This window comes from Pseudofrancisella aestuarii (assembly GCF_003574475.2).
GTDB classification, from domain to species: domain Bacteria; phylum Pseudomonadota; class Gammaproteobacteria; order Francisellales; family Francisellaceae; genus Francisella; species Francisella aestuarii.
Genome location: NZ_QLIS02000003.1, coordinates 226,478 through 240,205 on the forward strand (window position 1 = coordinate 226,478; position 13,728 = coordinate 240,205).

Sequence of the window (13,728 nt, forward strand, 5' to 3'; positions counted from 1 at the left end):
CAAATTATTTATCTACAATACTTCTGCCATCATTCTCTATCATATAAACAAATTCATGCCTAAATTTATCTATATAACTCTGCACTGGCCACGCAGCAGCATCTCCTAAACCACAAATAGTATTCCCTTCTATATTCGTAGCTACTCTAAATAAAGTATCAATATCTTCAGGCCTTCCTTCTCCATGGATAATTCTATGCAATGTACGAGCTAGCCAACCAGTACCCTCTCTACAAGGTGTACACTGACCACAAGACTCCTCATAGTAAAAGTCTGCAAGTCTAGCCAAAGTTCTAACCATACAAACAGTTTCGTCCAAAACCACAACTGCTCCAGACCCTAACATTGAGCCAGCCGCTGCTATTGATTCATAATCCATAGTAACATTCAACATTTCTTCGCCTGTTAAAATTTTACTTGAACTACCACCAGGAATAACTGCCTTAAGCTTATTACCGTTTCTAACTCCACCACACATATCAAGCAAGTCCTTAAAAGACATACCCATGCCTACTTCAAAAACCCCCTGCTTCTTAACATGGCCCGAAACACAGAACAACTTAGTTCCACCACTTTTCTCAGTACCTAGCTCACTAAACCATTTACCGCCTTTTTCTAAAATAGGAGGGACTGAAGCGTAAGTCTCGGTATTATTTATATTAGTTGGCCTATCATATAAACCTTTAAAAGCTGGAAAAGGTGGTTTAAATCTAGGACGTCCCTTCTTTCCCTCTAAAGAGTTAAGAAGCGCTGTTTCTTCACCACAAATATAAGCTCCTGCCCCAACAGCACAATATAGATTAAAAGTCACACCCGACTTTTTAATATCAGAACCTAAAAGACCAGCCTGATATGCTTCTCTTAAAGCATCCTCAAACCTTTCTATAGGCTCAAAAAACTCTCCTCTAATATAGTTATATCCAGCAGTAGCTCCCATAACATAACCAGCAATAGCCATACCTTCTATCAGTTGATGAGGATTATTTCTTAAAATCTCTCTGTCTTTACATGTTCCAGGCTCACCCTCATCAGAGTTACACACAACATATTTTTGACCAGGAACACTCCTTGGCATAAAGCTCCACTTCAAACCAGCTGGAAATCCTGCACCACCTCGACCACGAAGACCTGATGCTTTTAACTCATCAATAATAACTTCTGGAGCTATTTTTTCACTTAATATTCTATTCCAATAAGAGTATCCACCAACAGATAAATAAGACTCTAAAGTCCACGGCTTATCTAAATGTAGCGTACGAAAACAAACCTCATTAGCCATAACTACTCCAGCCCATCTATTATCTTATCAACCTTTTCTATAGTAAGGTTTTCATGAAACACTTTATCAACCTCTAACATAGGGGAACCACAACAAGCACCCAAGCACTCAACCTCTTTTAAAGTTATCCTACCATCTTTAGTTGTCTGACCAGGCTTAATACCTAATCTATTCCCAATGTGCTCAACTATTTCATAAGCACCATTTAGCATACAAGATACATTTGTACAAACATTAAGCTTATGTTTTCCTACAGGCTCTAAGCAATACATACTATAAAAAGTAGAAACCTCATAAACATCAACCTTGCTGACCCCAAGATAGTCTGCTAAAGCAGTTTGCAATTCATCCGTAAGATACCCACCATTTTCATCTTGCAGAATATGCAAACTTTCTATTATTGCCGATCTCTTCTGATCCGCTGGGAATTTGCTAACGACCCTATCAATATCTTCAATGACCGCTGCTGAAACTATTTGTAATAAAGACATTCTATATCCTCAAACTATCTATCAATATCACCAAACACAATATCTTGTGTCGCAATAATTGCTGGAGTATCTGCCAACATATGCCCAGAAAGCATCTCATCCATCGCACTAATATGAGCAAACCCTGGAGCTCTCATTTTAAGCCTATATGGTTTATTAGCACCATCAGACTTCAAATAAACACCAAATTCACCCTTTGGATGCTCTGTACCAACATAAACCTCACCTTCTGGAACACAATACCCTTCAGAAAAAAGCTTAAAATGATGAATAAGCTCTTCCATATTATTTTTCATACCATCTCTAGTCGGAGGAGCGACCTTATAATTATCAGAAATAACCCTTCCTTCATTCACTCTCAACCAATCGATACACTGCTTAATAATCTTATTAGACTCTCTCATCTCAGCCATTCTCACAAGATATCTATCATAGCAATCACCCGTAGCTCCGACAGGTATATCAAAATCCAACTTATCATAAACTTCATATGGCTGCATCTTTCTTAAATCCCATGCAACACCACTTCCTCTAAGCATCGGACCAGAAAAGCCTAGTGCTTTTGCTCTTTCTGCAGAAACAGTACCTATATCAACAGTTCTCTGCTTCCAAAGTCTATTATCAGTCAACAAAGTATCTATCTCATCTAAAGACTTTTCAAAACCCTTAACAAAGTTATCTAAGAAATCAAGCATGCTGCCTTCCCTAGCTTTATTAATTTTTTTAGCTTTTCTCTTACTTGTAAATCTACTTTCTTTATACTTAGGCATTTCTACTGGCAGATCCCTATACACTCCACCAGGTCTAAAATATGTAGCATGCATACGAGCACCAGAAACAGCCTCATAGCAATCAAACAAATCTTCCCTAACTCTAAATGCATACAAGAAAATTGTCATCGCACCCAAATCTATACCACAAGCCGCAGCCCATAACAAATGGTTCAACAATCTTGTCATCTCAGCAAACATCACTCTAATATACTGAGCTCTTTCAGGAACTTCTATTTCTAAAAGCTTTTCTATTGCCATAACATATGAGTGCTCATTACACATCATAGATACATAATCAAGCCTATCCATATAGCCAATACTTTGATTATACGGCTTAAATTCAGCCAACTTCTCAGTGCCTCTATGTAGCAAACCAACATGAGGATCAGCCCTAACAACCGTCTCCCCATCTAATTCCAAAATTAGTCTCAATACACCATGAGCAGCAGGGTGAACTGGACCAAAATTTAACGTGTAATTCTTATATTCTGCCATACTCAAAAATCCACATTTATTTACGAATAACTCTAGGAGAATTTACTCTATCATCTATTTCCACAGGTTCATAAACAACCTTTCCTAGGTTTTCATCATACCTCATCTCAACATAACCTGTTTGAGGGAAATCTTTTCTTAAAGGATGTCCAACAAAGCCATAATCTGTAAGCACTCTTCTTAAATCTGGATGATTCCTAAAGTAGATGCCAAACATATCATAAACTTCTCTTTCCGCCCAGTTCGCTGAAGGCCAGATATCAGAAACAGAATCAACCAAGATTATTTGAGCATTCTTGAGCTTACACTTAACCCTTATACGAACATTCTTCTTAAAACTCAATAACTGATATATCAACTCAAATCTATCATCCGCATCAGTATTTTTAGTATCTTGCTTTCTTCCCCTAGAAAATCCTGCTTGAGAAACAACATTACCAGTATCCCAATCAGTTTGACCATAAGTAAGATAATCAACTGCCGTAATATCAGTTAGCTGCTCAAAAGAGTATCTCTTCCTAAGAGCATCTAACACCAAATAAATATCTCTTTGATCACTTATAGAGATATTTATTTCCCTATTTGCAATATAGCAAGAAACTGCCCAACCTTTAAACAGGTTAGAAATATTATCCAAATGTGTTTGCAAAGAATTACTCACAATTACTTCCTCGCTATAGTATTGGTTCGAATTATTTTATTTTGAAGCTGAATAATTCCGTAGACTAGAGCCTCAGCTGTTGGTGGACAACCTGGAACATATATATCAACAGGAATAATTCTATCGCACCCTCTCACAACCGAATAAGAATAATGATAATATCCGCCACCATTTGCACAAGATCCCATAGAGATAACCCATTTTGGATCAGGCATCTGATCATACACTTGCCTCAATGCAGGAGCCATCTTATTACAAAGAGTCCCAGCCACCAACAATACATCAGATTGCCTAGGACTCGGTCTAAAAACAACCCCGAACCTATCTAAATCATACCTCGAAGCTCCCGCGTGCATCATCTCAACCGCACAACAAGCCAAACCAGTCGTTACTGGCCATAAAGACCCTGTTCTAACCCAGTTAATCAAAGCATCAGCACTGGCCGTAATAAAGCCTTTATTCTCGCCACCTACTCCCATTCCAAAGCTCCTTTTTTCCAGCCATAAATAAGGCCTAGAAACAAAACTACCAAAAATATTATCATTGCAACGAACGCACCATTTGAAATAGCTGGAGAATCTACGCTAGCTCTTAAGTTTATTCCCCATGGAATAATAAATGCCAATTCCAAATCAAAAACTAAAAATAAAACTGCCACCAGATAAAATCTAACATCCAACTTTTCTCTTGCATCACCAAAAGTAGGAAAACCACACTCGAAGGTTTCACCCTTACTTTCACTCGGTTTATTAACACCAACTATAATCGACAAAATCTTACCAATCATAGCGAATGCAACACCTATAGCTACCGAAATAATTAGGAAAATTAAAATTGGAGCAAATTGCTCGTAGACACTATTTGTCATAAGCCAAATCAATATATGCACAATTAATACGCAAATGATAACATAATTAGGAAGCAACTACAAAGTCAGTATATAAATAAAAGCCGCTCCAAAACAAGTGTCAAAAAGCTTTTAATAAGCTCAAAATACCTATAAACAAAAACTAGATTGCTTCTATTTTTTTTTCTAATACAATAACTTCAATTAGATTAAATAATTAAAATACAAAGTGACTTACAAAATTTTTAACAATAAGTATATAAAAGATTTTATAACTCTAGATAACAAAAATACTCCTTGCTACATCTATGACACAAGCCTCCTAAAAGACACTTTCCATGCAGCATACAAGGCTTTAAATGAAAATTTTAACAATGCGCATATTCATTACGCAATAAAGGCAAACACCCATCCTAAAATAATAGAATTAGCAAAAGAATATAGCATGGGAATAGATTGTGTAAGTGGAGGAGAAATACTACAAGCACTAGATAATAAAATCCCCCCCAGTAATATTGTATTTGCAGGAGTTGGCAAGACCAACCAAGAAATAGATATTGCTTTAGAAAAGGATATTTTTAGTTTCAACTGTGAGTCTATCCAAGAAATTGAGGTGATTAATGAGAGAGCTAGGAATAAAAATAAGATTGCTTCTATTTGCATACGAATAAACCCAAATATTGATGCAAAAACTCACCATTATATAAGCACTGGACAATTTGATGATAAATTTGGTATAGCTTTTTCAACTACCTCCGAGTTTCTACAAAGCCAATTAGGCGAATTTAAAAATATTAAATTTATTGGATTACATTATCATGTAGGATCTCAAATATTAGATAGAACCGTGTTTGAGTCATTAACTAATACAGTCAACAAACATTTTGAAACTTTACTCAACATTGGTATAAAAATTGAACATATTAATTTTGGTGGCGGACTTGGAATAGACTATACGAACCCAAGCCAAAACCCTATAGTTGATTTTGATAATTATTTTGAAACTTTTTCAAAAGGGTTTAAATTTAAAAACAGCGTTCAAATACATTTTGAGCTTGGAAGATCTCTTGTTGCACAATCAGGAATAATTGTTTCCAATGTACTTTTTAACAAAACTACTCACCTAACTAATTTCTTAATAATAGATGCTGGAATGACTGAGCTAATTCGCCCAGCACTTTATCAAGCAAAACATCATATTGAATCACTAAGCATAAATAAAAATATAAAAAAATACCATGTTGTGGGGCCAATTTGTGAGTCTAGCGATATCTTAGCTAAGAATATAGAACTCCCAGAAACAAATAGAAATGATTTAATAGTAATATACTCAACTGGTGCCTATGCAAAAGTTCTATCAAGCCAGTATAATTTACGTCCCAGCGCCTCTGAATATTTTATTTAAATCTTATAAGGATTTGTTTTTAATCATTATTTTAACTAAAATTCCAATTAACCCTCCCAGTATTTAAGATACCCAAATGTCTAACAATGTAAAAACTATCGGCATTTTCACACTAGCAATGCTTAGTGTATCAGCCATATTAAATCTAAGAAACATCCCAGTAATGGCTTCTTTAGGACTAGAAGCTATATTTTTTTACACTATTGCAGCTTTATTTTTTCTAATTCCAACATCAATGGTTAGTGCTGAACTAGCAACAAAGATTCCAACCAATGGCGGAGTTTACTCATGGGTAAAAGTAGCCCTAGGAGAGAAATTAGGATTCATAGCTATTTGGCTTGAATGGTTTAATAACGTTATTGCTTACCCTGCAACTCTAGTAACCATCGTAGCAACTCTAGTCTTTGCTGGAATACCTTCTTTACAAAACAGCAAATCGCTAATGTTCTTTACTATGATGATTATATTCTGGGGATGTACTTTTTTTAATTTAAATCAGATTAAAACCTCCACTAAATTAAACATTATTGGGGCATTATTTGGCACGATTTTACCAGGAATATTAATCATCGGCTTAGGCATAGTATGGGTGCTTGCGGGAAATCAAAGCTCCATAAATTTAAATGACCAAATAATACCCTCTTTTACCCCTTCAAATTTATCTTTACTAGTAATAGCATTTTCAAGCTATTCAGGTATGCAGCTATTAGCCTTCCATGTCAAAAATGCCAAAAACCCTACCACCACAATCCCCAGAGCAATCTTGATTAGCGCTATAATCATTCTTTTTATTAGCACAATGTCAGCTCTGAGTATCGCCACAGTAATACCACACAATGAGCTAAATATAACGAATGGAGTTATTGATTCATTCTCAAGATTCTTCTCGATATTTCATCTAAAATTCTTAACACCTATATTAGCTATCTGTATAGTAATTGGTGCAACGGCAAGCTTATCAGCATGGTTGCTAGGACCTGCTAGATCACTCCTTGTTGTTGCTCAAGAAGGCTATTTACCAAAACCTTTAGCTAAACAGAATAAAGCAGGAATGCCTGTAAACATTTTATTACTACAAGGAGTGATTGGCACAATATTTTCTAGCCTATACCTATTCACCCCAACATTACAGGATGCCTTTAGTCTACTCATAGCATTGACTTCACAATTTACTGTAATGATGTTTATTCTGATATTTATTTCAGCTATTAGATTAAAATACACACACCCTAATAACAATGGTTTTAATATACCATTTGGAAAACTTGGTGCGTGGATTATTTGTTTAGCAGGTATTACAGCATGTTCAATAGCTTTTGTAATGGGACTATTCCCTTCAAGCTCAATAAGCTCAACAATTTCGATTCATGAATATCTTACATATATGCTTATAGCGGATGCCGTAATAATAGGCATACCTCTAATATGGATAACTTACAAAGAAAAAACTAAACAAAAATAATAAACTACTGCTTAACCCATACTAATTTATCTGTCTCAAAGCCAAGTCCTTTTGCTTTTTTTACAAAATCTTCTTTAACCGAGTCTGGTACAGTTGGAGTTCTAGATAACAACCATAAATAATTATAATTATTACCTGCAATATAGGCATATTTATAATCATCTTCTAAATCAAATATTACATAAGCTCCATAAAATGGCTTAAAGAAAGAAACTTTTAAGTAGCCAACATTATCTTTTTCAACAAACTTAGCAACGCCTTTAGCATAAGTTCTTTGCTCAGTTATAGGATTAACTCCACTATTAACAACTTCTATTGTTCCATCTGAATTTAAGCCATATTCAGCATAAACCTTAATCAACCCTTTCTCAAAACTATTATCAAACCTCGCGATTTCATACCACCTACCTAAATAATTTTGAGGATTGAAATTCTCAACTGGCTGAATATTATCTGGCTTATGAACACAGCCAACAAGAAGAACAGTAATCAACAACATAAAAAATCTTTTCATAATACAACTATAAAAATTAACATCAATAAGCTATATAATATTTGTAGCTAAAATATAACTCAATAATTATCTACTATGGAATTAGATTACTTTGGCTTCATGGATAAGCCGAATATAGCTGATTATAAACTATTTCTTATAAGCGGTGATGAACCATTACAAAAACATAATATTATTGAGAAAATAAATAATTCTTTTAAAGAAAAAAGCTATGAAATAGCTCGCTATGATATTAGTGAACAAAACCATGATGTCTTATACCATGAAGCAGATAGTTTAAGCCTATTTAGCATGGACAAATTCATCCAGTTCACCCTAGATAAACCGCCTCAGAAAAATCTACAAAAGGCTCTAATAGACAATCTCTGCAAACCTAGTGATAACTCATACCTTGTCATCTTCAGCGGGTTAAAAAAGCAAAATCTATCTACCAAATGGTTTCAATCATTGAGTCAAAATGCCATACATGTACACATATATGACCCAAACATAAATGTAGCAATAAGAATAATAAAAAGCGAAATACTTAAAGAAAATGATCTATCACTTTCTGACGAAGCCATACAAATGCTGGCACAAAAAACTGAAGGTAATTTAATTGCTACAAAACAAATACTAAAATTATTAGGAAGACAGAATCAGAAAACCTTTGATGAACAAACTATAAAACCATTTTTACATGAACACACAAACTATAATGTCTTTGACTTATCTGACGCCATCATTGAACAGAAAAAAGCAAAAGCTCTAACTATATTAAACCATATACTCTTAGAAAAAGATAAAGCTACCCTTATACTATGGACACTCAAAAGAGAGCTTAGAATAATTTCCCAACTACAAGAAACTAACCCTTCCTATCATCAAAAAGTATTTAGAGAAAATAATATATGGCCGTCCAAACAAAAATATTATTCATCACTAATAAATAGAGTTCATAGCAAAAACATTATCTCAAATCTACAAAAATGCCTTGATACTGACCTTTGTATAAAAGGGGTAAAAAAAGGAAACGTGAAAATAATGCTAAATGAAATAGTTTTTGATTTAATCAAATAGAAAGTTTTAAAATATACTACTCTAATCTAGAGAACAGGCTTATGCGACTCTTTCAAGAGTTGGTTTAATACCTTCGTAACCACTAGCTAAAGCAACTCCATTCTTTGGAATAGAACTTGTTATATTTATATCTATCACTTCTATGATATTTGCTAATTTTTTTATAATCTTCTCTATTTTAATTTCTGTACTATGAACCACTAAATTAAAATGTGAAATTCCTTTATTTGCAGTTTCAAAAACCGTCATTTGCTCTATGTTTACACGGTGACGTGATAATATAGATGAAATTCTCTGTAATACACATAGAGTATTTTCCGTATTTATTGCAATAAAATAAATATTCTCGTTCATAATCTATTACTCCTCTATTCCTAATCTGGTATCACTGATAGAAGCTCCTGCTGGAACCATTGGAAATACATTTTCCTGTTGCTCAACCACTATTTCTAACAAATAAGACTCATCTGAGCTTAACATCTCATCTATCGCATTAGATAAATCTTTTCTTTCAACAACTTTTTGTGCTCCAATATCATAGGCTTCCGCTATTTTTATGAAATCTGGAGAACTTATTTTAGTATATGAATATCTCCCATCAAAAAACATTTCTTGCCACTGGCGAACCATTCCAAGAAAACTATTATTTAAAACAACTATTTTAAGATTTATATTTTCTTGCTTAAGCACTGCCAGCTCTTGGATATTCATCTGGAAGCCGCCATCACCAACAACAACTATAACTGTTTTTTTATCTTTAACTCCCATTTTTGCTCCAATAGCTGCAGGAAGAGCAAAGCCCATAGTTCCTAAGCCTCCTGAACTAATATGGGAATTAGTATCCATAAATCTATAATATCTAGCCGCTATCATTTGATGTTGTCCAACATCAGAAACTATAACAGCCTCGCCTTTAGTCTTTTCTGAAAGAAGATTAACCACTTCTGCCATTTTTAACTGACCATCTTTAGGCTTTGTTTCATTCTTTATTATAGCATCAACTTCTTTTTGATACATTTCTGAGAAAAGCTTATGCCAGTCTTCGTGAGAATTTTTGCATACATAAGGAATAAGCGCCAATAAAGCTTCTTTTGCATCCGCATGAATAGGAACTTCAACCACAACGTTTTTATTAATCTCTGAAAGATCTATTTCTATATGTATAATCTTCGCATTTGGTAAATAGTTATTTAAATCGCCAGTAACTCTATCGTCAAATCTCATGCCTACAGCAATAACAACATCAGCTTCATTACATAAAACATTTGCTGCATAATTACCATGCATACCTAGCATACCTTTATATAAAGGATGCTCAACAGGGAAAGAAGACAATCCCAACAAAGTACTAACTACCGGAAGACTTGCTTTCTCTGCTAATGCAAGCATAGCTTCTTCGGCACCAGATAACATAACACCATGTCCAGTTATCAATATTGGTTTTTTTGCATTATTTATAAGCTCTGAAGCTTTCAATACACTGTCCATATTCATAACAGGTTTTCTTGTCCATTTTGAATTAGGAGTGCTTTCTGCTTCTTTATACTCCATCATTCCAACCTGCGCATCTTTTGTGACATCTATAAGAACAGGTCCTGGACGACCACTTTTAGCTATTTCAAAAGCTTTCTTAAATATATAAGGAATTTCATTAGGATCCGTAATTTGATAATTCCATTTAGTAGCTGCAACAGTCATTCCTATAATATCAGCCTCTTGGAAAGCATCAGTTCCTAAAAGAGAGCTAAAAACTTGTCCCGTAATACAAACCACAGGGACTGAATCTATTTGAGCATCCGCTATTCCTGTAATGAGATTTGTAGCACCAGGTCCCGAAGTGGCAATAGCAACACCTACTTTTTCAGTTGCTCTTGCATATCCTACTGCTCCATGAATAGCAGCTTGTTCATGCCTTACTAACACATGGTGTACGGTATCATGTGCATCATGTAAAGCGTCATATGTAGGCATGATTGCTCCACCTGGATAACCAAATACACAATCAACACCTTCTGCTTCTAAGCTTTTTACTATAGCTTGTGAGCCGGTAATTTGCATTTATTATTCACCCTCCACTAAATTAGAGATATTATTATTGATTCTGTACACTTCTTTTCTAGCCTTAGAGATTTTATAGCTCACCAGCCATTATAAAAATTTATAACACTCATTCTGCATTTTGTGTAAATATTTTTATATGAGTTTTAAAGCGTTAATCGTAATAAAAAGAAGCTACTTTTTTCAGCTTTTAAAAAAAGTATATCGTTTAAAATAATAAAATAAAGAAAAAACTATAAATCAAGTAAAATTAGTCTAAATCAGTTACACATCCCTGAGATGCTGAAGAAACTGTCATAATATACTTTTTCAACGTTCCTCTAGTAGCTTTATAAGCAGGAGCTTTCCAGTCAGCTTTACGCTTAGCCAATTCTTCATCTGATAAATCTACATTTATCACATTTTTCGTTGCATCAATTGTGATCTTATCGCCATTCTCAATTAAAGCTATCACACCTCCTTCTTGAGCCTCTGGTGCAATATGACCAACAATAAACCCATGAGAACCTCCGGAAAAACGTCCATCTGTTATCAATGCCACATCTTTCCCAAGGCCCGCTCCCATTATTAGAGAAGTTGGTTTTAACATCTCAGGCATACCAGGACCACCTTTAGGGCCTTCATAACGTATAACTATTACATCACCTTTTTTAACCCGACCTTTTTCTACTGCTTTAACCATATCTTCTTCAGAATCAAAAACATTAGCCATCCCTGTAAATACTTCACCTTCTTTTCCAGTAATTTTAGCTACTGAACCTTCAGGAGCCACGTTACCTTTCAATATTTGTAAATGACTTGTTTTCTTTAATGGATTGCTTAATGGTCTAACGATTTCATTATTTTCAGGCAAATCAGCAACTTCAGCTAAATTTTCAGCCATAGTTTTACCTGTAACAGTCATACAGTCGCCATGAATCATACCTTCTCTTAGAAGCATTTTCATAACTGCTGGAGTTCCACCTATAGCGTGTAAATCTGCCATAACAAATTTTCCACTTGGTTTAAAATCAGCTAACAATGGGGTCTTATTAGCTATTTCTTGAAAGTCATCGATATTTAAATCTACACCTACAGAACTAGCTATAGCTAATAAGTGAAGCACAGCATTAGTAGATCCACCAAGTACTGTAATTACAACCATAGCATTCTCAAATGCTTTTCTAGTCATGATATCTCTTGGTCTTAGATCAAGCTCTAATAAATTCTTAATCACTTCACCAGCTCTATCACATTCTTTAACTTTTGCAGGCGATGTTGCTGGCGTAGATGAACTAAATGGTAAGCTCATACCCATAGCTTCTATAGCACAAGCCATTGTATTTGCCGTATACATACCACCACATGCTCCAGCACCAGGACAAGCCTTTTTAATAGTTTCTACACGTTCAGACTCTGTAATACTACCGGCAAGACATGCTCCATAACTTTGGAAAGCTGTTACTATGTCTATAGGTTGACCACGAAGAACACCCGCCTGAATAGTTCCACCGTATATCACAAAACCAGGACGATTTAGACGGCCCAACGCCATCATACATCCAGGCATATTTTTATCACATCCAGGAATAGAAACCAGGCCATCATACCAATGCGCAGACATTACTGTCTCTATAGAATCCGCAATTAAATCTCTAGATTGAAGAGAGTAACTCATTCCATCTGTACCCATAGATATACCATCACTAACACCTATTGTGTTAAATCTCATACCTTTTAAATTAATTGCCTCTACACTGTTTTTAACAAACTGTGCTAGTTGGTTAAGGTGCATATTACAAGTATTACCCTCATACCAAACACTTGCTATACCTATTTGAGGCTTACTCATATCATTATCAGTCATGCCTGTACCATACAACATAGCCTGAGATGCGCCTTGAGATTTATCTTGTGTAAGAACTTTACTATATTTATTTAAAATTTTATCTTTACTCATTATTTTACCCTTTAATGTTTATGGATATGCAATATTATATGCATCTATAAATGCCTCAACAGAAGCCTGAATAATATCAGGGGATACGGCTTTCCCTATAGTCTTTATGCCAGCCTTATTCAAGCTCATTTCAACATAAACAACTGCGTCAGCACCTTGTCCTCTAATCTTAACTTTATAATCAGTCAATTGATAATCGATACTGCTTGGACACGCCTTACGTAAGGCATTTAACACAGCATCTACTGGACCAACACCTATACTTGAAGCAAAAAATTTCTGCCCATCTATTTTTACAATCACTTCTGCCTTAGATTGCTGATCTTGCTCAACAGCCACTTTAAAAGACTCGACCTCAAGCACATCACTACTTGTTCGATCAACCATTTCTGTAGCATCCTGAATAACGTCCTGCAAATCTGAAATATAAATTGCTTTACCTTTGGCTAAAAATCTTTCAATTTGTTCCCTAACTCTAGTAATGAAACTCTCGTCATAATTTGCTCCAAAAACTTCAGCTAATACTTTCTTAATTTCCTCAATTGTAGGCAACTTATCAAATATAACCTGACTTTGTTCTACAAATATCATCATCTTATTATCAAAGAATTTACTATCATACAGTTTATTAAAATCTGCTTCACTAGGATAAATAATTGGTGGCTGAATTGCTGATTTAAGCACAACGCTAGGATCTTTAAGCCCTTCTCCAGAAAGTACACATACAACTGTTTCACCTTTCCTG

14 protein-coding genes are annotated in these 13,728 nt (G+C 34.8%); 3 read left to right on the plus strand and 11 right to left on the minus strand.

The window, feature by feature from the left end:
* Positions 1 to 4: 4 nt before the first annotated feature.
* Genes nuoF through ndhC form a run of 6 tightly spaced genes read right to left on the minus strand, consistent with a single transcriptional unit; the run spans position 5 to position 4,567 of the window.
* Complete coding sequence (gene nuoF, locus DNK87_RS07960; protein WP_119331034.1) at positions 5 to 1,279, minus strand: NADH-quinone oxidoreductase subunit NuoF; 1,275 nt, start codon at positions 1,277 to 1,279, stop codon at positions 5 to 7.
* A 2-nt stretch (positions 1,280 to 1,281) separates the two neighbouring features.
* A complete protein-coding gene (locus DNK87_RS07965) occupies positions 1,282 to 1,770 on the minus strand; it encodes an NADH-quinone oxidoreductase subunit NuoE family protein (protein ID WP_119331035.1) in 489 nt (162 codons plus the stop codon).
* 14 nt (positions 1,771 to 1,784) lie between these two features.
* Positions 1,785 to 3,038, minus strand: coding sequence for an NADH-quinone oxidoreductase subunit D (locus DNK87_RS07970; RefSeq protein ID WP_119331036.1), 1,254 nt, complete (start codon positions 3,036 to 3,038; stop codon positions 1,785 to 1,787).
* A 16-nt stretch (positions 3,039 to 3,054) separates the two neighbouring features.
* Positions 3,055 to 3,699, minus strand: coding sequence for a complex I 30 kDa subunit family protein (locus tag DNK87_RS07975; RefSeq protein WP_119331037.1), 645 nt, complete (start codon positions 3,697 to 3,699; stop codon positions 3,055 to 3,057).
* A gap of 2 nt (positions 3,700 to 3,701) precedes the next feature.
* On the minus strand, positions 3,702 to 4,178 hold the full coding sequence (locus tag DNK87_RS07980; RefSeq protein ID WP_071663547.1) for a NuoB/complex I 20 kDa subunit family protein: 477 nt from the start codon (positions 4,176 to 4,178) through the stop codon (positions 3,702 to 3,704).
* Positions 4,169 to 4,567 carry an NADH-quinone oxidoreductase subunit A gene (ndhC, locus tag DNK87_RS07985; protein ID WP_119331038.1) on the minus strand — a complete coding sequence of 133 codons (399 nt, stop codon included), beginning with the start codon at positions 4,565 to 4,567 and terminating at the stop codon, positions 4,169 to 4,171. The genes DNK87_RS07980 and ndhC overlap by 10 nt, the downstream gene beginning before the upstream one ends.
* 208 nt (positions 4,568 to 4,775) lie before the next feature.
* Here ndhC and lysA point away from each other — a divergent pair, with 208 nt between their 5' ends.
* Positions 4,776 to 5,951 (plus strand): diaminopimelate decarboxylase, encoded by a 1,176-nt coding sequence (gene lysA, locus DNK87_RS07990; RefSeq protein WP_119331039.1) that lies wholly within the window; start codon positions 4,776 to 4,778, stop codon positions 5,949 to 5,951.
* A 76-nt stretch (positions 5,952 to 6,027) separates the two neighbouring features.
* Positions 6,028 to 7,413: an APC family permease gene (locus DNK87_RS07995; protein ID WP_119331040.1), complete on the plus strand. Its 1,386-nt coding sequence runs from the start codon at positions 6,028 to 6,030 to the stop codon at positions 7,411 to 7,413.
* Positions 7,414 to 7,417: 4 nt separating this feature from the next.
* Here the strand turns inward: DNK87_RS07995 and DNK87_RS08000 are convergent, their stop codons facing one another.
* Positions 7,418 to 7,927 (minus strand): lipocalin family protein, encoded by a 510-nt coding sequence (locus DNK87_RS08000; RefSeq protein WP_119331041.1) that lies wholly within the window; start codon positions 7,925 to 7,927, stop codon positions 7,418 to 7,420.
* Between the two features lie 75 nt (positions 7,928 to 8,002).
* On the opposite strand from DNK87_RS08000, the gene holA reads away from it, so the two are divergent.
* The gene (gene holA / locus DNK87_RS08005) at positions 8,003 to 8,986 is read left to right on the plus strand and encodes a DNA polymerase III subunit delta (protein WP_119331042.1); all 984 of its coding nucleotides are present in this window, start codon (positions 8,003 to 8,005) and stop codon (positions 8,984 to 8,986) included.
* A gap of 39 nt (positions 8,987 to 9,025) precedes the next feature.
* Here holA and DNK87_RS08010 read toward each other — a convergent pair whose 3' ends face one another.
* From DNK87_RS08010 to DNK87_RS09055, 4 genes are all read right to left on the minus strand, one after another.
* On the minus strand, positions 9,026 to 9,340 hold the full coding sequence (locus DNK87_RS08010) for an ACT domain-containing protein (protein WP_119331043.1): 315 nt from the start codon (positions 9,338 to 9,340) through the stop codon (positions 9,026 to 9,028).
* A 6-nt stretch (positions 9,341 to 9,346) separates the two neighbouring features.
* Complete coding sequence (gene ilvB, locus DNK87_RS08015; RefSeq protein WP_119331044.1) at positions 9,347 to 11,044, minus strand: biosynthetic-type acetolactate synthase large subunit; 1,698 nt, start codon at positions 11,042 to 11,044, stop codon at positions 9,347 to 9,349.
* Between the two features lie 250 nt (positions 11,045 to 11,294).
* Positions 11,295 to 12,983: a dihydroxy-acid dehydratase gene (gene ilvD, locus DNK87_RS08020; protein WP_119331045.1), complete on the minus strand. Its 1,689-nt coding sequence runs from the start codon at positions 12,981 to 12,983 to the stop codon at positions 11,295 to 11,297.
* Between the two features lie 18 nt (positions 12,984 to 13,001).
* Complete coding sequence (locus tag DNK87_RS09055; protein WP_342212432.1) at positions 13,002 to 13,577, minus strand: alpha-isopropylmalate synthase regulatory domain-containing protein; 576 nt, start codon at positions 13,575 to 13,577, stop codon at positions 13,002 to 13,004.
* Positions 13,578 to 13,728: the final 151 nt, after the last annotated feature.